The sequence below is a fragment of the Kitasatospora sp. NPDC087314 genome, from assembly GCF_044744365.1.
Taxonomy (GTDB): Bacteria; Actinomycetota; Actinomycetes; order Streptomycetales; family Streptomycetaceae; genus Kitasatospora.
In genome coordinates this window covers 442,258-460,542 of record NZ_JBIUYE010000007.1, presented here as the reverse complement: position 1 = coordinate 460,542, position 18,285 = coordinate 442,258, and the positions used below count along the sequence as shown (strand labels likewise).

The window sequence follows — 18,285 nt, the reverse complement described above, 5'->3', positions numbered from 1 at the left end:
GCCCTGGGGGAAGGTCACGGTGACGTTGTCGAGGGCGACGACGCGGGTCTCCCCGTCCCCGTAGACCTTGTTCAGGCCGGTGGCGCGGGCGGCCGCCCGGCCGGTACGGACGGCGGTTGCGGTCGACGTGGTCACGGGGGTGCTCCTTGGTGGTCGCGGGCTGCGGGAGGCGCGCTGGGCGTCTGGACGGCCGGACACCAGGGGTGCTCGGCCGTACCTCCATGCTCCGCTGTGTGATCATGATTTCTCGTCGCTCCGCCGGACGGTTGGCCTGACCACCGCTGGGCGTACGGCCAGGTGACACCCTCCTCCTGCGGTATGACGCCGACCCTGACCCCGGGGCGATGGCCGGAACCTGCGCACTTCGTGGCCAAATCACGGACTGTTCGTCAGATGGCAAGGAAACATGACAACTTCCCTGGCTGGAAACATGCGAAAGAGTGAGCCGGACGACTAGGCTCTGGGGTGGCCTGCATCGGGGGCGGAGCGATTGTTCTCCCGCCGACGGCGCGGTCCGTCCATGGGACGCCCGGATGGTGGAACGCAGACACGGGCAGCTTAAAACTGCTTGGCCGCGAGGCCGTGCCGGTTCGAGTCCGGCTCCGGGCACCGCTCGACTCGCGGGGGCGCCGACGGCGTCCCCGCCGGGAGTCGTTCACTGATCCTCCTCGCGGCGTATCCCCGAATTTTTGCCAAGCCATTACCCTGGTGGCTGGGCGGTGCAGTGCCGCCACGGAGGGAATGTGCAATGAGAAGCAGCAACCCGGTCTTCTCGCGGGAGGGTTCCTTCACCCGCGAGCCCGGCTACGCGGGGTTCGGTACCACCGCGCAGGCCGGGGGCCAGTACGGCAACAACCCCTACGCGGGGACCCCTTGCGCCCAGCAGCCGCAGGGCCCGCTGACCGACGAGCAGCTGTACGAGATGTACAACGGGCCGTCGGCCGGCCCCGCCGCCACCGGGCGGATGACGCTCGACGACGTGGTCGCGCGCACCGCCATGACGCTCCTGACCCTGGTCGCCGCCGGCGCGGTGGCCTGGTTCGCGCTGCCGTTCGAGAACTTCGGCTTCGCGATCGGCGCCAGCCTGGTGGCCATGGTGGTCGGCCTGGTGGTGTCCTTCAAGCGCAGCGTCAGCCCGCCGCTGATCCTGCTGTACGCGGCTCTGGAGGGCTTCGCGCTCGGCGCCGTCACGCACGCGTTCAACACCCTCTTCGAGGGCATTGCGATCCAGGCGGTGCTGGGCACCGCGGCGGTCTTCGCGGCGATGCTGTTCGCCTACAAGAGCGGCCGGATCCGGGTCACCGCGCGCTACCAGCGGATCGGCATCGCGATCGCCATGGGCTTCGTGCTGCTGATGGTGGTCAACATGATCGCGATGGCGTTCGGCGCCGACCTCGGCCTGCGCTCCGGCCCGCTGGGTATCGTGGTCGGCCTGATCGGCATCGGCCTCGGCGCCTTCTTCCTGTCGCTGGACTTCGCGGCGATCGAGGAGGCCATCGCCCAGGGCGCGCCGCAGAAGGAGGCCTGGCGGGCCGCCTTCGGGCTCACCCTGTCGCTGGTCTGGATCTACGTCGAGATGCTGCGCCTGATCGCGATCCTGCGCGGCGACGACTGACCCCGTTCCCGCCGTGCCACTGCCGCCGGGCCCCGGAGCAACCGCTCCGGGGCCCGGCGGCTTTCCGTTCCCGCTCCCTTAGGCTCCTTGGCATGCATGACGTACAGCCCTTGGTCGAAGCCGTCGACTCCCTGGCGGATCGTTTCCGCTCGTTGCCGCAGAGCAAGCTGCTGGGCGCCGTGCCCGGGTACGAGTCCCGGGCGGCGGCCGTGCTGGCGCTGGCCCGGCGGCTGGCGGCCCTGGCCCTGGTGGTGGAGGGCGGGCCGGAGCGGGAGTTCCCGGACGCCGGGGCGTTCGCGGCGGGCGACCAACTGGCCGTCGCCGGCCACGACCTGGCGGCCGTGCTCGCGGCGCTGCCGGAAGGCGCCGAAGTGCCGCTGCCGGACGGGCCGGAGGCAGTGGCCGCGGTGCTGGCCGAGACGGCGGTCGCGGTGCGCGAGACGGCGGCGCTCTGCCGCTGAAGCCGTCCGGACGGGCCGAAGGCCGGCCGGGTCGGTAACCCCTTGACCCGGCCGGCCTTCGGTCCTGCGTGGCGACTCCCCGTCAGATGCTGGCGACCACCCGGTCGGCGAGCACGTAGACGGCCTCCTCGTCGGTGGAGAAGGTCAGCGAGTACGAGCCGGAGAAGCACGAGCCGCCGAGCAGTCGGACGTGCTCACCGGCACGGACCGCGTCGATCAGCCGGTAGGCGGCCTCCCGGTCGCCCGGGGCCACGCAGAGCGTGGTGCCGTCGGCGAAGGCGTACACGTCCAGGGTGCCCAGCGGGCCAGGGCGGACGTCGATCAGGGCGACGTCCTCCTCGGCGAGGGTGGCCAGCCGGGTGTCGGTCCACTCGCGGGACGGCGCCTGGCTCGGCACGAAGTCGGGGTGGGAGGGGTGGCGGCGCGGGTCGGGCGCGGCGACCGGGGCGTCCTCGACGGCCGGTTCGGCGTCCAGCAGCCCGGCTTCCAGGCCGGTGGCCAGCAGGTCGGCCTCGCGGCGGGCGCGGGCGTCACCGGTGGGCTCGGTGGCGGCGGCGCCGGCGGGGTGGCCGGGGCGCAGCGGGGAGCCGCCCTCGGGGCCGGGTGCGGCGGGACCGTCCTCGTTGATCAGGTCCTCCAGCGCGGAGCGCAGCGCCTCGCCGAACTCCGGGTCCATGGTGCCGGCGTTGTCGGCGGCGTCCTGCGGGCCGGTGGGGCGGGGGAAGAACAGCGGCCACTCGTCGGTGCTGGCGAACACGCCGGTGAACGGGGAGTCGAACAGCGGGGCGTCCTCGGCCGCGCGGGCCTCCTGCTCGGCCCAGAACGCCCGGGCCTCGGTGATCTCCCGCTCGCGGTCGGCGGCGAGCGCCTCGGAGACGGCCTGGCGTATCGCGGCCTCGTCTACCGGGACGGGCGCGGCCTGGGCCGCGGCCTGCGCGTCCAGCCGGCGGGAGAGTCCCCGGAGGTGGAGCAGCACGGCGGTCGACACGGCGATCAGGATCAGCAACAGGATGGTGTAGACGGCGCTCACGGAACGTACTCCTAGCGAGGAGCGGAACGGGGTTACGTGTCCACACTGCCGCATCCGGGGGTGTTGACGCAGTGGCGAATGTCTAATTTGTACGGGACTTTCGCTCTTGTCCCCAAATTGTTAGGTAACACCGTTCTACGCAGTGGAGTTGATCCGCTCCGCAGTGTCGATTTCCGAGCCGAAAACGAGCGAAAAGAGGGCCGGATCGACCTCGCGGTGTGATCCGGCCCTCAATTACGCAGCGTCACTCCAAATGGATGGTCCAGACCCTTCGTGGTGTCCGGCGGGGTCAGCTCAGGCGCTCGATGACCATCGCCATGCCCTGGCCGCCGCCGACGCACATGGTCTCCAGGCCGAACTGCTTGTCGTGCCACTGCAGGGAGTTGATCAGGGTGGTGGTGATCCGGGCGCCGGTCATCCCGAACGGGTGGCCGACGGCGATCGCGCCGCCGTTGACGTTCAGCTTGTCCAGGTCGACGCCGAGATCCCGGTAGGACGGGATCACCTGGGCCGCGAAGGCCTCGTTGATCTCGACCAGGTCGATGTCACCGATGGTCAGACCGGCCCGTCGCAGCGCCTGCTTGGAGGCCTCGACCGGGCCGTAGCCCATGATCTCGGGGGAGAGCGCGCTGACGCCGGTGGAGACGACCCGGGCGAGCGGGGTGATGCCCAGCTCGCGGGCCTTGGTGTCGGACATGACGACCAGCGCCGCGGCGCCGTCGTTCAGCGGGCAGCAGTTACCTGCGGTCACGGTGCCGTCCGGACGGAACACCGGCTTCAGGCCGGAGACGCCCTCCAGCGTGACGCCGGCGCGCGGGCCGTCGTCCTTGCTCACCACGGTGCCGTCCGGGAGCGTCACCGGGGTGATCTCGCGCTCCCAGAAGCCGGCCTTGACGGCGGCCTCGGCGAGGTTCTGCGAGCGGACGCCGAACTCGTCCTGCTCGGCGCGGGTGATCCCCTTGAGTGCGGCCAGGTTCTCGGCGGTCTGGCCCATCGCGATGTAGGCGTCCGGCAGCAGCCCGTCCTCGCGCGGGTCGTGCCACTCCCCGCCGCCCTCCTCGGCGCGCTTGGCGGTGCGGGCCTGGGCCTCGTCGAAGAGCGGGTTCATGGTGCCCGGCATGCCGTCCGAGGAACCGTTCACGCTGCGCGAGACGGTCTCCACGCCGGCCGAGACGAAGACGTCGCCCTCGCCGGCCCGGATCGCGTGCAGCGCCATCCGCGTGGTCTGCAGCGAGGACGAGCAGTAGCGGGTGATGGTGGCGCCGGGCAGGTAGTCCATGCCCATCTGGACGGCCACGATACGGGCCAGGTTGTGGCCCTGCTCGCCGCCGGGCAGGCCGCAGCCCAGCATCAGGTCGTCGATCTCGCGCGGGTCCAGCTGCGGGACCTTGGCCAGCGCGGCCTGGATGACGTGGGCGGTCAGGTCGTCCGGGCGGACGTCCTTGAGCGAGCCCTTGAAAGCCCGGCCGATCGGCGAACGGGCGGCGCTGACGATGACGGCTTCGGGCATGGCGGGCTCCTCGCTGGGTGACGGCGGACTGGCGTCCGGGAGGAAAGTTACCGCCTGGTAGATCAGGCGTCACCCGTCCCGGCATGTGAGCTGGCCGACGTGTTGCCGGCACCCGGAACGGTGCCGTCCCGGGCCTCCTCGGGGGCCGACGAGCCGGGCAGTCCGACCCGCAGCCGGTGGCGCAGCAGCGCCCAGCGGCGGGCGGCGTCCTCCGCCCCGACGGCCGCCACCTCGGTGCCCGAGCGCCCGGCCGCCGTGGCCGCGGCCACCGCGACCGGCAGCACCGTCTCGCCCGGCACGGGCCCGGCCGGGTGTTCCTCCTCCGGCCAGAGGTCGAGCGCGGCGCACACCGAGGGCAGCACGGCCATCGCGGCCGTCGCGTAGCCCTGGGCGGACGGGTGGTAGCGGTCGGCCGCGAACATCTCCGGGCGCGCCGCGAACTCCGGGCCCAGCAGCGACCCCAGCGAGACCGTCCGGCCGCCCGCCTCCACCACCGCGATGGTCTGCGCGGCCGCCAGCTGCCGGCTCAGCCGGCGGGCCACCCAGCGCAGCGGCGGGCGCACCGGCTTGATCGTCCCGAGATCCGGGCAGGTGCCGACCACCACCTCGCAGCCGTTCGCCCGCAGCGCCGCGACCGCCTCGCCGAGCTGACGGACGGCCAGCTGGGCCGGGCTGTGCCGGGTCACGTCGTTGGCCCCGATCATGATCACGGCGACGTCCGGACGGTGCGGCAGGGCCTGCTCCAGCTGGCCGGAGAGGTCGGCGGAACGGCCGCCGGTGCGGGCCACGTTGACCAGCCGGACCGGGCGTTCGGCCACCGAGGCCAGGCCGGCGGCCAGCAGCGCGCCCGGGGTCTCCCGGGACCGCAGCACACCGAGGCCGGCGCCGGTGGAGTCGCCGAGGACGGCCAGCACGAGCGGCGGCTGCGCGGCGGCGGAGCTGTCGGCGAAGGCCTCGCCGTACACGCCGTCGGCCTTGGGCGGATCGCCCTCCAGGACGCCGATGGCCTGGATCGCGAGCTTGCTCTCGGTCAGCAGCACGCCGACCAGGCCCACACCCAGCAGGCCGAGCCCGCCGCCGCCGTACGCCGCCGCGGTGGCGATCCGACGGGCCACCCGGGCCCGCGAGTCCTGTGCCCCTGGCATCCGATGCCCCCTTCGCGTCCTCGTGCCGCCCCCTCCGGGGCCATGGAGATGCCTGCACACCCCTCCTACCCGCGCGGGGGCCCGGGCTACCTGCGGGGGTGGGCCATTGGGGGAGAGGCGGGGCCGGCGGCGGGTGGGGCGGAAGGGAGGGCTGGGGCGGGCGGCACACCCTAGGCTTTGCAGTACCGAAAGCACTCGCATGCCCACAGACCGGGAGGACCCCCGTGCGGTACCACAACTCGATCATCGACCTGGTCGGCAACACGCCACTGGTCAAGCTGAACAAGGTCACCGAGGGCATCAGCGCGACAGTGCTGGCGAAGGTCGAGTACTTCAACCCCGGCGGCTCCGTGAAGGACCGCATCGCGATGCGCATGATCGAGGCCGCCGAGGCCTCGGGCGCCCTGAAGCCGGGCGGCACCATCGTCGAGCCGACCTCCGGCAACACCGGTGTCGGTCTGGCGATCGTGGCCCAGCAGAAGGGCTACAAGTGCATCTTCGTCTGTCCGGACAAGGTGTCCACGGACAAGATCAACACCCTCCGCGCGTACGGCGCCGAGGTGGTCGTCTGCCCCACCGCCGTGGCCCCGGAGCACCCGGACTCGTACTACAACGTCTCCGACCGGCTCGTCCGGGAGACCCCGAACGCCTGGAAGCCGGACCAGTACTCCAACCCGGACAACCCGGCCTCGCACTACCACTCCACCGGCCCGGAGCTGTGGGAGCAGACCGACGGCCGGATCACCCACTTCGTGGCGGGCGTCGGCACCGGCGGCACCATCTCCGGCACCGGCAACTACCTGAAGGAGGTCTCGGGCGGCAAGGTCAAGGTGATCGGCGCCGACCCGGAGGGCTCGGTCTACTCGGGCGGCACCGGCCGGCCGTACCTGGTCGAGGGCGTCGGTGAGGACTTCTGGCCGACCGCCTACGACCGCAGCGTCGCCGACGGCATCGTCGCCGTCTCCGACAAGGACTCCTTCCAGATGACCCGCCGTCTGGCCAAGGAGGAGGGACTGCTGGTCGGCGGCTCCTGCGGCATGGCCGTGGTGGCCGCGCTGGAGGTGGCCAAGGATCTCGGTCCGGACGACGTCGTGGTGGTGCTGCTGCCGGACGGCGGCCGCGGCTACCTGTCCAAGATCTTCAACGACGACTGGATGGCCGACTACGGCTTCCTGCCCTCGTCCACCGACGAGGCGCACATCGGCGAGGTGCTGGCCCGCAAGGAGGCCATCGAGCACGAGGGCATCCCGCAGTTCGTCCACATGCACCCGAACGAGACGGTCGCCGAGGCGGTCCGGGTGCTGCGCGAGTACGGCGTCTCGCAGATGCCGGTGGTCTCCCCGGGGGCCGGGCACCCGGACATCATGGCCGGCGAGGTGATCGGCTCGGTGGCGGAGAAGCTGCTGCTGGAGGGCGTCTTCGCGAAGGAGATCGAGCTGACCGACACGCTGGACCGGGTGATGTCCAAGCCGCTGCCGGTCGTCGGCTCGGGCGAGACGGTCACCAACCTGATGACCGTGCTGGAGAAGGCCGACGCCGCGGTGGTGCTGGTGGAGGGCAAGCCGAAGGGCATCGTCACCCGCCAGGACCTGCTGGGCTTCCTCGCCGGTCGCGCCGCGCACTGACCCGCGGCCGCCCCGGGCGCGGCCCGCGTACCGCTTCTCCCACGGGCGAAGTGGTACACCGGCGTCACGTGTCCGCAGCACGCGGTTAACAACCGTCCGGCATCGTGGTGGTCAACGGCAAGACGCCGAGCGAGACGACGGCAACCGTCCGGGAGCGGCTCCCCGGCGGACGCGGTCGGCTCCGGACACGTCGGGCGGTCCTGACCCGGCCCGCCGTGTCCGCCCTCCCGTCCGGTAACCCGGGGGAGAGGGGCCGTCCGTGGGAGGCGCCGTCGTCCCGCCCCTGCCCGGCTGCGGCCGGTCGACAGGGTGCGGCGGCTCCCGCGGCACTCCGCGCCGCACGGCGCGTCTCCGCGGCTCCCGGGTGGGGGAGCCCAGGCGGAGAGCGGCAGGGCCGGTCCTTCTCCGAGGGGCCGGCCCTTCCCGTACCCTCGCACGCATGACCAGCACTGAAACGACCGACCAGGACGCACCGCGCTACGTCCGGCTCAAGATCGAGCTCATCGCGGAGATCACCGACGAGGGCGCCCTCAAGGCGGCCGCCCTGAAGCAGGTGACCGAGGACGAGTACCTCGACGACGACGAGCGCGCCCAGTCCGTCGACGCCATCGAGGTGGACCCGTCGGGTTCGCTCGCCCACTTCATCGACCCGGTGGCGCTGCTCGGCGACGTGCCGGGCGTCGAGCTGGCCTCGGCGACCTGGGAGTCGGCGCAGACCGAGTTCGATCCCGAGACCGAGGAATGGGACGAGTACGTGGTGGACGAGTCCGCCGAGTAACGGCCTTTCGTCACCGCTCGTGAACGCCCGGTCTGCTCTGCAGGCCGGGCGTTTTGCCCCTGTTCGGCGGGAAGTTGGGTCATCTCATACGATCGCTTACCCTTCGGTGGTGGAACCGTGTGCGGGCGGATTGCGTTTCTGTATCCGTAAATGCCCGGATGATCAGCAGGGAGACGCGACGTGACGGCACGGGACGGCCAGGGGCGGGCAAGCGGGGGCAGCTGGAGCCGGCGCGGAGTGCTCGCGGGCCTGATCGGGGCACCCGTCCTGCTGCTCGCGGCCTGCAACGACACCAAGGGCACCGACGCCAACGGCTCGGGCGGCTCCGGTGGCTCGGGCGGCTCGGGCGGCGCCAACGGGACCCCGGCCGGCGGCGGCTCGGCCAGCAGCTCGCCGAAGACCTCCACCGCCGTCATCACCGTCACCCCCGCGGACGGCGCCGCCGCCGCCAGCTTCAGCGAGCCGGTCAAGGTCACCGTCAGCAACGGCACCCTGGGCACCGTGAAGGTCACCGACTCCACCGGCAAGGAGCTGGCCGGCCAGCTCGCCGCCGACGGCACCGGCTGGACCTCGGCCACCGCTCCCGCCAGCGGTACCAAGTACACCGTGGCCGCCACCGCCCTCGACAAGGACAAGCTGGAGGCGGACGCCAACGCCACCTTCACCACGGCCACCCCGGCCAACACCTTCGTCGGCTACTTCACGCCGGAGGACGGCTCGGTCGTCGGCGTCGGCATGCCCGTCTCGATCAACTTCAGCAAGCCGGTCACCGACAAGAAGGCCGTCCAGCAGGCGATCACCGTGATAGCCGAGCCGGGCGTCGAGATCGTCGGGCACTGGTTCTCCAGCACCCGCCTCGACTTCCGGCCGCAGGAGTACTGGGCCAAGGGCACCCAGGTCACCCTCAAGCTCCGGCTCAAGGACGTCGAGGGCGCCAAGGGCGTGTACGGCACCCAGTCCAAGGACGTCCGCTTCACCATCGGCCGCGCCCAGACCAGCGTCGCCGACCTCGCCGCCAAGAAGCTCACCGTCACCACCGACGGCCAGGTCAGCGCCGTCTACAAGATCTCCGGCGGGGCGCCCGACCACCGCACCTGGGGCGGCAAGATGGTGATCTCCGAGCAGTTCCAGCAGACCCGGATGAACTCGCAGACCGTCAACCTCGGCAGCGAGTACGACATCGCGGACGTGCCGCACGCCCAGCGGCTCACCACCTCGGGCACCTTCATCCACGGCAACTACTGGTCCTCGCCGTCGATCTTCGGCGGCCAGAACACCAGCCACGGCTGCATCGGCCTGCGGGACGCCCAGGGCGCGCAGGACGGCAGCACGGACGGCTACAAGTTCTACAAGAGCTCGATGATCGGCGACGTGGTCGAGGTCACGAACTCCGGCGACAAGACCGTCGCCCCGGACAACGGCCTGAACGGCTGGAACCTCGGCTGGGCCGAGTGGAAGGCCGGCAGCGCGATCTGACGCCCGGCGATTCCCGGGAATCGCCGAACACGCTCCGGGCGGACCGCATCTCGCGGTCCGCCCGGAGCGTGTTCCGGTGGCGCGGCCCGGCCGTCCGACGAGCGGCCCGGGCGGTCAGTCCCGGGTGCGGGCCACCCCGATCGGGCAGGAGGCGCCGGTGCCGCCGAGACCGCAGTAGCCGTTCGGGTTCCTGGCCTCGGACAGGTACTGCTGGTGGTACGGCTCGGCCGGGTAGAACGGGCCGGCCGGGGCGATCTCGGTGGTGATCGGCCCGTAGCCGAGCGCGGTCAGGGCAGGCTGGAACGCGTCCCGGGTGGTGGCGGCGGTGGCGGCCTGCGCGGGGGAGTGGGTGTAGACGGCGGAGCGGTACTGGGTGCCGACGTCGTTGCCCTGGCGGTTGCCCTGGGTCGGGTCGTGCGCCTCCCAGAACGTCTTCAGCAGTTGCTCGTAGGAGATCTGCGCGGGGTCGAACACCACCCGGACCGCCTCGGTGTGCCCGGTCAGCCCGCTGCACACCTCCTCGTACGTCGGGTTGGGGGTGTAGCCGCCCTGGTAGCCGACCAGCGTCGTCCAGACGCCGGGCAGGCGCCAGAACGTCCGCTCGGCTCCCCAGAAGCAGCCCAGCCCGAAGTCGGCCACCTCCAGGCCGTCCGGGTACGGGCCGGTGAGCGGGTGGTCGAGCACGGTGTGCGGCCCGCCCGGGGCGAAGGCCGGCGACTCCCGGCCGGGCAGCGCCTGGTCGGCGGGGACGAGCGAGGTCTTGTGGCGGTCGAACAGCACGGCCTGCTCCTGCGGGGTAGGGAGGGTTGCGCAGGATTCAACGCGGCGGGCCGCCCCCGGATTCCGGCGCCGCCCGGGTCCGCGGCGGGGCGGGCCGTTCCGGCGGGTGTCCGGGCGTACCGCGGCCGAGGATTGTCCGGTCCTTCGCACGCCCGGCGGGAACTGTCAGACAGGCCTTAGGCTCGGACCCATGACCGAGCACCAGCTTCCCCAGGGCTTCGAGACCCTCGCCATCCACGCGGGTCAGGAAGCAGACCCCCAGACCGGGGCCGTCGTCACGCCGATCTACCAGGTGTCCACCTACAAGCAGGACGGGGTGGGCGGCCTACGGGGCGGCTACGAGTACAGCCGTAGCGCCAACCCGACCCGTACCGCGCTGGAGGAGTGCCTCGCCGCGCTGGAGGGCGGTGCCCGCGGCCTCGCCTTCGCCTCCGGCCTGGCCGCCGAGGACACCCTGCTGCGCACCATCCTCAAGCCGGGCGACCACATCGTGATCCCCAACGACGCCTACGGCGGCACCTTCCGGCTGTTCGCCAAGGTGCTGACCCGCTGGGGCGTCGAGTTCTCCGTGGCCAACACCCAGGACCTGGCCACCGTCCGTGCCGCGCTGCGCCCCAACACCCGCGCGGTCTGGGTGGAGACCCCGTCCAACCCGCTGCTGGGCATCACCGACCTGGCCGCGCTCGCCGAGATCGCGCACGGCGCCGGCGCGCTGCTGGTGGTCGACAACACCTTCGCCAGCCCGTACCTGCAGCAGCCGATCGCGCTCGGCGCGGACGCGGTCGTGCACTCCACCACCAAGTACATGGGCGGCCACTCGGACGTGGTCGGCGGTGCGCTGGTGCTGGCCGACGCGGGGCTGGGCGAGGAGGTCGCCTACCACCAGAACGCCATGGGCGCCGTCTCCGGTCCGTTCGACGCCTGGCTGGTGCTGCGCGGCATCAAGACGCTGGGTGTCCGGATGGACCGGCACAGCGCCAACGCGGAGAAGGTCGTCGAGCTGCTGGCGAGCCACCCGAAGGTCAGCCAGGTGCTCTACCCGGGCCTGCCCGGGCACCCCGGCCACGACATCGCGGCCAAGCAGATGAAGGCCTTCGGCGGCATGGTCTCGTTCCGGGTCGCGGGCGGCGAGCAGGAGGCCGTCGAGGTCTGCAACCGCACGCAGCTGTTCACCCTCGGCGAGTCGCTCGGCGGCGTGGAGTCGCTGATCGAGCACCCGGGCCGGATGACCCACGCCTCGGTGGCCGGCTCGCCGCTGGAGGTGCCGTCCGACCTGGTGCGCGTCTCGGTCGGCATCGAGTCGGCCGACGACCTGCTCGCCGACCTCAAGCAGGCGCTGGGCTGAGCCCTGCCGGGCGCTACTGCTGGCCCTGCTGGTCCGCCGTGTACGACTCCATCGCGTGGTTGAAGCGGGCCAGCAGGGCGCAGAACACCTGCTGCTCCTCGGGTGGCCAGCCGGCCACCAGTCGGCGGGTCAACTCGGCCCGGCCGTCCCGGACTTCGGCCAGTCGGCCGGAGCCTACCGGGGTCAGCGCGAGGCGTACGGCGCGGCGGTCGGCCGGGTCCTGGACCCGGCCGACCAGCCCGCCCGCGACCAGCGGGGCGACCTGCCGGGTCACCGTGGAGGAGTCGACGCCGAGGGATTCGGCCAGCGCCTTGACGTTGACGGGCCCGTGCCGCTCCAGGCGGTCGAGCAGCAGGTAGGCGGCCCGGTCCAGCGCGCCGACGCCGCCGCCGGAGGTCCGGACCTGCTCCATCCTGCGGGCGAACACCGCCAGCTGGTACTGGAGTCGGGCGTGCACGGGGTCGGTGCGGTCGGTGGCCTGGGGCGAGGTCGTCGTCATCGCGGCTCACGATCGTCGTGCGGTGAGGGAGGCTCAGAAGCAGCAGCGTACGCGCGCGGAGCGGGCCCGGGAACAGCCCCGGCATCCCGGATTGCCGGTGTCGACCACCGTAGGCTGGCGTTATGCACAACTGGCCGGTCACCCTCGACGATGTCCGCGGAGCCCAGAAGATGCTCGCCGGGGTCGCCCGGGTGACGCCGATGGAGAGCAGCCGGCACCTGTCCGGGCTGATCGGCGCACCGGTCCACCTGAAGTGCGAGAACCTCCAGCGCACCGGCTCGTTCAAGCTGCGCGGGGCGTACGTGCGGATCGCCGGGCTCTCGCCGGTGCAGCGGGCCGGCGGGGTGGTGGCGGCGAGCGCCGGGAACCACGCGCAGGGCGTGGCGCTGGCGGCCGCGCTGCTGGGGGTGCACTCGACCGTGTTCATGCCGGTCGCGGCGCCGCTGCCCAAGGTCGCGGCCACCCGCGAGTACGGCGCCGAGGTGCGGTTACACGGCGCCACGGTGGACGAGGCGCTGCAGGCCGCGCAGCGGTACTCGGAGGCCACCGGCGCGGTGTTCATCCACCCCTTCGACCACTGGGACGTGGTCACCGGCCAGGCGACCGTCGGGCTGGAGATCCTGGAGCAGTGTCCTGAGGTCCGCACCATCCTGGTCGGGGTGGGCGGCGGCGGCCTGCTGGCCGGGATCGCGGCGGCGGTCAAACCGCTGCGGCCGGACATCCGGGTGGTGGGGGTGCAGGCGGCGGGCGCGGCCGCGTACCCGCCCTCGCTGGCGGCCGGGCGGCCGGTGTCGCTGGAGCACTTCGCCACGATGGCCGACGGGATCATGGTCGGCCGGCCCGGGGACATCCCGTTCGAGGTGGTCAACACGCTGGCGGACGGCGTCCGGACGGTCTCCGAGGAGTCGCTCTCGCGGGCCCTGCTGCTCAGCCTGGAGCGGCTGAAGCTGGTGGTCGAACCGGCCGGGGCGGCCCCGATCGCGGCGCTGCTGGAGCGGCCGGACTCCTTCGAGGGCCCGGTGGTGGCGGTGCTGTCCGGCGGCAACATCGACCCGCAGCTGATGCAGCGGGTGCTGCGGCACGGGCTGGCGGCGGCCGGGCGCTACCTCTCGTTGCGGGTGCGGCTGGCGGACAAGCCGGGCGCGCTGGCCGACCTGCTGGGCGTGCTGACCCGGCTGGACGCCAACGTGCTGGACGTCGCGCACGTGCGGATCGACCCGCGGCTGGGGCTGACCGAGGTCGAGGTGGACCTGCACCTGGAGACCAAGGGGCCGGAGCACTGCGCGGCCGTGGTCGGCGAGCTGCGGGACTCCGGGTACGTCGTCTCCGGCTGAGGCCCGTCCGGCCGGGGCTGCCGTGCGCCCGTTCGAGGCCCGTCCGGCCGGGGCTGCCGTTCCCGGGGTGGATGTCAGTGGTCCCTGTCACGATGGCGGAGCCGTGCCCCTTGACGCGATATATCGCGTGCTGCCACACTCGCGATACATCGCGTTCTGTGTCCCGGGAGCGAAACAGAAGTCGCCCGTGCGCCCGAAAGCGGAGCAGGGTGGGACAGATCGCCCCTATTCGTCCGAGGAGATGAGGCAGGCCATGGCGCCAGCCATCCAAGCCGAGAACCTGGTGAAGACCTTCGGCGACGTACGAGCCCTGGACGGCGTCAGCCTCGACGTCCCCGAGGGCACGGTGCTCGGGCTGCTCGGCCCGAACGGCGCCGGCAAGACCACCACCGTGCGCGTCCTCACCACCCTGCTGCGCCCCGACTCCGGTCGCGCGGTGGTCGCCGGCGTCGACGTGCTCAAGCACCCCAACAAGGTCCGCAGCCTGATCGGCCTGTCCGGCCAGTACGCGGCGGTCGACGAGTACCTGACCGGCTTCGAGAACCTCCAGATGGTGGGCGAGCTCTACCAGATGAGCGCCCGCGAGGCGAAGGCCCGCGCGCTGGAGCTGCTGGAGTGGTTCAACCTCGGCGAGGCCAAGGACCGCACCGCCAAGACCTACTCCGGCGGTATGCGCCGCCGCTTGGACCTCGCCGCCGCGCTGGTCGTCCGGCCGCCGGTGATGTTCCTCGACGAGCCGACCACCGGCCTCGACCCGCGCAACCGGCTCGCGCTCTGGGAGGTCATCGAGACCCTGGTCGAGCAGGGCACCACGCTGCTGCTCACCACCCAGTACCTGGAGGAGGCCGACCGGCTCGCGCACGACATCGCCGTCGTCGACCACGGCCGGGTGATCGCCCGCGGCACCGCCGACCAGCTCAAGGCCCAGATCGGCGGCGAGCGGATAGAGGTCGTGGTGCACGAGCCGGGCCTGGTCGCCGACGCGGTCGCGGCGCTGTCCGGGTACGCGCTGGGCGAGCCGGCGGTGGAGAAGAACACCCGCAGGATCACCGTGCCGGTCAGCGGCGGCGCCCGGGTGCTCGCCGACGCCATCCGCGAACTGGACTCCCGCGGCATCGAGATCGACGACATCGGCCTGCGCCGCCCGACCCTGGACGACGTCTTCATCACCCTCACCGGCCACGTCGCCGAGGCGGCGGAGGAGGAGAACGGCGCCGACCCCGGGGGCCGCGGCCGCAGTGGCCGGGGCAAGGACGGGCCGGCCGCCGACGGGCCGGGCGGCGCCGGCGGACCGGGACCGGACAAGCAGGCCGTCGCGGCCGGAAGGGAGCACTGAGATGAGCACCGCCACCGAGCACGCCATCGGCGCGGCGATGCCCAGGCAGCGCCGGGGCGCGGCCGCCACCCTGCACGACTCCTGGGTGGTCGCCAAGCGCAACCTGCGCCGGATGACCAGGATCCCCGAGATCGTGGTCTTCGGGCTGATGCAGCCCGTCATGTTCGTCCTGCTGTTCTCGTACGTCATGGGCGGGGCGATCCGGATCCCCGGGACGAACGCCGGCTCCGGCACGTACATCCAGTTCCTGATGGCCGGTATCTTCGCCCAGACCGTCACCTTCGCCACCGCCGGCGCCTCGGCCGGCATCGCGGAGGACATGACCAAGGGCCTGGTGGACCGCTTCCGCTCGCTGCCGATGGCCCGCTCGGCGGTGCTGGTCGGCCGCACCCTGGCGGACCTGTGCCAGACCGCGTTCACCGTGATCGTGCTGGCCGCGGTCGCGCTGCTGGTCGGCTGGCGGATCCACGACGGCGTGCTCAACGCGCTCGGTGCCTTCGCCCTGCTGCTCCTGCTCGGCTACGCGTTCTCCTGGATCGGCGCGCTGATCGGCCTCTCGGTGCGCAGCCCCGAGGCGGCCACCTCGGCCGGCCTGATCTGGCTGTTCCCGCTGACCTTCGTCTCCAACGCCTTCGTGCCGGTCAGCTCGATGCCGGGCTGGCTGCAGGGGGTCGCGTACTGGAACCCGTTCAGCGCCACCGTGCAGGCCTGCCGCGACCTGTTCGGCAACCAGGTCGGCCCGGTGGACAGTGCCTGGCCGATGCAGCACGCGGCCCTGGTGTCGCTGCTCTGGTCGGTGCTGATCACCGCGGTGTTCTCCTGGCTGTCGGTGCGCAAGTACCGCTCGGCCGTGGGCTGAACCGCGCCCGGTACGCCGCGAGGGCGGCCGCGGAGTCCCTGGACTCCGCGGCCGCCCTCGTCGGTTCGTTCGGCCGGGTCAGCCGGCGTGCGGTACGACCTTGACGATCTTCACCATCGCGGGCTTGCCGTTCGGCAGCTCGTAGGTGGCCTCGTCGCCGATCTGCTTGCCGTCGATCGCGCGGCCCAGCGGCGACTGCGGCGAGTAGACGTCCAGCGCGTCGGAGTTGGCCACCTCGCGCGAGGCGAGCAGGAACTCCATGGTGTCGTCCTCGTCGCCGTCGAAGGCGACCGTGACGATCATGCCCGGGGCCACCACGCCCGAGTCGGCCGGGGCCTCGCCGACCTTCGCGCGCTCCAGCAGCTGGGTCAGCTGGCGGATGCGCAGCTCGTACTTGCCCTGCTCCTCCTTGGCCGCGTGATAGCCGGCGTTCTCCTTGAGGTCGCCCTCCTCGCGCGCCGCCTCGATCTTCTGGGCGATCTCGATGCGCCAGGGCCCGGTCAGATGATCCAGCTCGGCCTTGAGCTGGTCGTAGCCGGCCTGAGTGAGCCAGGTCACGTTCTCACTGGTCTGGGTCACGGGTGCTCCTCGTAGGTGCTGGGGCTGTGCTGAGGGTGTGAGTCGTCAGCAGGGTTGGTGGTGATATCGGTCGTAACTACAAAGCAACGCCCGCTCCCGTACCATCCGGTGCGGAAGGGGCGAAACCACGAGCCTAACAAGTCCTGCCGACAAGCAGAAGGGTCGTTGGCGCGCCATTGACGTCGGCGTCGCGCCACGGTGTGCAACGGCGGTGAACCGGGCCGGGGAGGGGACTTCCTACGGATGCCCGTTCTCCCGCTCGACTATGCGCCGGGTGCGGGCCCGAGTGCCGGTGACACCCCGGTGGCGGGCCTACTTCGTGGGGGTGCAGCCCAGCAGCTCGGCGGTGGTGCCGCGGGCGGTGGTCCGCAGCGTCACCACGGCCTCGTAGCTGGAACCGCCCGCCGGGACCGGGAAGTCGGCCACCCCGACCACCGCGCCGTCCGAGCCCTGCGAGCGGACCGTGCAGCTGCCGGCCGTGCCGTCGCTCTTGCGCACCGCCAGGTGCAGCTGGACCTCGGAGTCCGAGACCGTCTGGAAGATCGGCACCGAGCCGTTGATCTTGGTCTCGCGCAGCAGGTAGGAGCCCCCCAGCCAGACCACCAGGCCCAGGCCCAGCACGCCGCAGACCGCGCCGACCACCTTCAGGCGGCGGTCCGAATCGCGGTCGCCGCGCCGGCCGTAGCGCCCCTCGGGCAGCTGCGGGGTGGTGGTGCTCGCGTTCATCGGACCCAGTCCTCTCCTGAGGGGAGGGCCGCGTGGGTGGTGCGGGGGAATGCGACGCTCCTCCAGTCCGTCACTATAGGAGGGGCACGCCCACGGCCGGTCCGGCGGGGGCGGGGCTCGACCGGTCCGGAACACGTCCGCGGCCGGTCCCGCGTTGACGCGGCCCCGAGGTGAGCGGCTCGTACGGTGGGCGGACCGGACTTCGCGGAACGCCCGATGATGTGGAAGGAACGCAAGGCGTTGACTGAGCAGTTGCGACTGATGGCGGTGCACGCCCACCCGGACGACGAGTCCAGCAAGGGCGCGGCCACCATGGCCATGTACGTCGAGCAGGGAGTGGACGTGCTCGTGGCCACCTGCACGGGGGGCGAACGCGGGTCGGTTCTCAACCCCAAGCTGCAGGGGGACCCGTACATCGAGGAGAACATCCACGAGGTGCGCCGCAAGGAAATGGACGAGGCCCGGGCGATCCTGGGCGTCAAGCAGGCCTGGCTGGGCTTCGTCGACTCCGGCCTGCCCGAGGGGGACCCGCTGCCCCCGCTGCCCGAGGGCTGCTTCGCCCTGCAGGACGTGAAGGAGGCGGCCGAGCCGCTGGTCCGGCTGATCCGCGAGTTCAAGCCGCAGGTCATCACGACCTACGACGAGAACGGCGGCTACCCGCACCCGGACCACATCATGACCCACAAGATCACCATGCTGGCCTTCGACGCCGCCGGTGACCCGGACGCCTACCCGGAGGCCGGCGAGCCCTGGCAGCCGCTGAAGGTCTACTACAACCACGGCTTCCCGATGGGCCGCATCCGCGCCCTGCACCAGTACCTCACCGAGCACGGCCACGACTCGCCGTACGGCGAGTGGATCGCGGGCTGGGAGAAGAGCGGCCGCAAGGAGCGCGAGATCACCACCCGGGTGCAGTGCGGCGACTGGTTCGAGACCCGCGACCGCGCCCTGATCGCGCACGCCACCCAGATCGACCCCGACGGGCCGTGGTTCCGCGTCCCGCTGGACGTCCAGCGCGAGGTCTGGCCCACCGAGGACTACGAGCTCGCCCGTACCCTGATCGACGTGGACCTGCCGGAGGACGACCTGTTCGCCGGCCTGCGCACCCCCACCCTGGCGGCCGAGGCCGCCGACACGCGCGACTGACCCACCCCCCGATGGCCCGGCTCCGCGTGAGCCGGGCCACC

The 18,285-nt window shown here is 72.1% G+C and carries 17 protein-coding genes and 1 tRNA gene; 11 read left to right on the top strand and 7 right to left on the bottom strand.

Annotated features, from left to right (window positions below; all coding sequences use genetic code 11):
• The first annotated feature begins 527 nt into the window (after window positions 1–527).
• From ACIO5E_RS18490 to ACIO5E_RS18480, 3 genes are all read left to right on the top strand, one after another.
• Window positions 528–609: transfer RNA gene (locus ACIO5E_RS18490), tRNA-Leu, on the top strand.
• A gap of 139 nt (window positions 610–748) precedes the next feature.
• Window positions 749–1,615, top strand: coding sequence for a Bax inhibitor-1/YccA family protein (locus ACIO5E_RS18485; RefSeq protein WP_400668723.1), 867 nt, complete (start codon window positions 749–751; stop codon window positions 1,613–1,615).
• Between the two features lie 92 nt (window positions 1,616–1,707).
• Window positions 1,708–2,076, top strand: coding sequence for a hypothetical protein (locus ACIO5E_RS18480; protein ID WP_400668721.1), 369 nt, complete (start codon window positions 1,708–1,710; stop codon window positions 2,074–2,076).
• A gap of 82 nt (window positions 2,077–2,158) precedes the next feature.
• Here ACIO5E_RS18480 and ACIO5E_RS18475 read toward each other — a convergent pair whose 3' ends face one another.
• From ACIO5E_RS18475 to ACIO5E_RS18465, 3 genes are all read right to left on the bottom strand, one after another.
• On the bottom strand, window positions 2,159–3,106 hold the full coding sequence (locus ACIO5E_RS18475; RefSeq protein ID WP_400668719.1) for a hypothetical protein: 948 nt from the start codon (window positions 3,104–3,106) through the stop codon (window positions 2,159–2,161).
• 289 nt (window positions 3,107–3,395) lie between these two features.
• Window positions 3,396–4,616: an acetyl-CoA C-acetyltransferase gene (locus ACIO5E_RS18470; RefSeq protein WP_400668717.1), complete on the bottom strand. Its 1,221-nt coding sequence runs from the start codon at window positions 4,614–4,616 to the stop codon at window positions 3,396–3,398.
• 62 nt (window positions 4,617–4,678) lie between these two features.
• Window positions 4,679–5,761: an SGNH/GDSL hydrolase family protein gene (locus tag ACIO5E_RS18465; protein ID WP_400668715.1), complete on the bottom strand. Its 1,083-nt coding sequence runs from the start codon at window positions 5,759–5,761 to the stop codon at window positions 4,679–4,681.
• Between the two features lie 224 nt (window positions 5,762–5,985).
• Between ACIO5E_RS18465 and ACIO5E_RS18460 the strand changes: the two genes are divergently transcribed.
• The 3 genes from ACIO5E_RS18460 (at window position 5,986) to ACIO5E_RS18450 (ending at window position 9,640) form a co-directional block, all read left to right on the top strand.
• Window positions 5,986–7,386 (top strand): cystathionine beta-synthase, encoded by a 1,401-nt coding sequence (locus ACIO5E_RS18460; protein WP_400668713.1) that lies wholly within the window; start codon window positions 5,986–5,988, stop codon window positions 7,384–7,386.
• Between the two features lie 439 nt (window positions 7,387–7,825).
• Window positions 7,826–8,164 carry a hypothetical protein gene (locus tag ACIO5E_RS18455; RefSeq protein WP_280676571.1) on the top strand — a complete coding sequence of 113 codons (339 nt, stop codon included), beginning with the start codon at window positions 7,826–7,828 and terminating at the stop codon, window positions 8,162–8,164.
• Window positions 8,165–8,344: 180 nt separating this feature from the next.
• The gene (locus ACIO5E_RS18450) at window positions 8,345–9,640 is read left to right on the top strand and encodes an Ig-like domain-containing protein (RefSeq protein ID WP_400668710.1); all 1,296 of its coding nucleotides are present in this window, start codon (window positions 8,345–8,347) and stop codon (window positions 9,638–9,640) included.
• Between the two features lie 114 nt (window positions 9,641–9,754).
• On the opposite strand, the gene msrA is transcribed toward ACIO5E_RS18450, so the two are convergent.
• On the bottom strand, window positions 9,755–10,420 hold the full coding sequence (gene msrA / locus ACIO5E_RS18445) for a peptide-methionine (S)-S-oxide reductase MsrA (RefSeq protein ID WP_400668708.1): 666 nt from the start codon (window positions 10,418–10,420) through the stop codon (window positions 9,755–9,757).
• Between the two features lie 190 nt (window positions 10,421–10,610).
• On the opposite strand from msrA, the gene ACIO5E_RS18440 reads away from it, so the two are divergent.
• Window positions 10,611–11,765 (top strand): cystathionine gamma-synthase, encoded by a 1,155-nt coding sequence (locus ACIO5E_RS18440; RefSeq protein WP_400668705.1) that lies wholly within the window; start codon window positions 10,611–10,613, stop codon window positions 11,763–11,765.
• Window positions 11,766–11,778: 13 nt separating this feature from the next.
• Here ACIO5E_RS18440 and ACIO5E_RS18435 read toward each other — a convergent pair whose 3' ends face one another.
• Window positions 11,779–12,264: a MarR family winged helix-turn-helix transcriptional regulator gene (locus ACIO5E_RS18435; RefSeq protein ID WP_400668703.1), complete on the bottom strand. Its 486-nt coding sequence runs from the start codon at window positions 12,262–12,264 to the stop codon at window positions 11,779–11,781.
• 122 nt (window positions 12,265–12,386) lie between these two features.
• On the opposite strand from ACIO5E_RS18435, the gene ilvA reads away from it, so the two are divergent.
• The 3 genes from ilvA (at window position 12,387) to ACIO5E_RS18420 (ending at window position 15,793) form a co-directional block, all read left to right on the top strand.
• Entirely contained in the window at window positions 12,387–13,598 is a 1,212-nt protein-coding gene (gene ilvA / locus ACIO5E_RS18430; protein WP_400668700.1) for a threonine ammonia-lyase, read from the top strand.
• Window positions 13,599–13,851: 253 nt separating this feature from the next.
• A complete protein-coding gene (locus ACIO5E_RS18425) occupies window positions 13,852–14,934 on the top strand; it encodes an ATP-binding cassette domain-containing protein (RefSeq protein WP_400668698.1) in 1,083 nt (360 codons plus the stop codon).
• A 1-nt stretch (window position 14,935) separates the two neighbouring features.
• Window positions 14,936–15,793 carry an ABC transporter permease gene (locus ACIO5E_RS18420; protein ID WP_400668696.1) on the top strand — a complete coding sequence of 286 codons (858 nt, stop codon included), beginning with the start codon at window positions 14,936–14,938 and terminating at the stop codon, window positions 15,791–15,793.
• A gap of 78 nt (window positions 15,794–15,871) precedes the next feature.
• Here the strand turns inward: ACIO5E_RS18420 and greA are convergent, their stop codons facing one another.
• Together greA and ACIO5E_RS18410 are read right to left on the bottom strand one after the other, a co-directional pair.
• Window positions 15,872–16,372, bottom strand: a complete 501-nt coding sequence (greA, locus tag ACIO5E_RS18415; protein ID WP_400668693.1) for a transcription elongation factor GreA — start codon at window positions 16,370–16,372, stop codon at window positions 15,872–15,874.
• A 312-nt stretch (window positions 16,373–16,684) separates the two neighbouring features.
• Window positions 16,685–17,098: a DUF4307 domain-containing protein gene (locus ACIO5E_RS18410; protein WP_400668690.1), complete on the bottom strand. Its 414-nt coding sequence runs from the start codon at window positions 17,096–17,098 to the stop codon at window positions 16,685–16,687.
• A gap of 240 nt (window positions 17,099–17,338) precedes the next feature.
• Here ACIO5E_RS18410 and mca point away from each other — a divergent pair, with 240 nt between their 5' ends.
• Window positions 17,339–18,244 carry a mycothiol conjugate amidase Mca gene (gene mca / locus ACIO5E_RS18405; protein ID WP_400668688.1) on the top strand — a complete coding sequence of 302 codons (906 nt, stop codon included), beginning with the start codon at window positions 17,339–17,341 and terminating at the stop codon, window positions 18,242–18,244.
• Window positions 18,245–18,285: the final 41 nt, after the last annotated feature.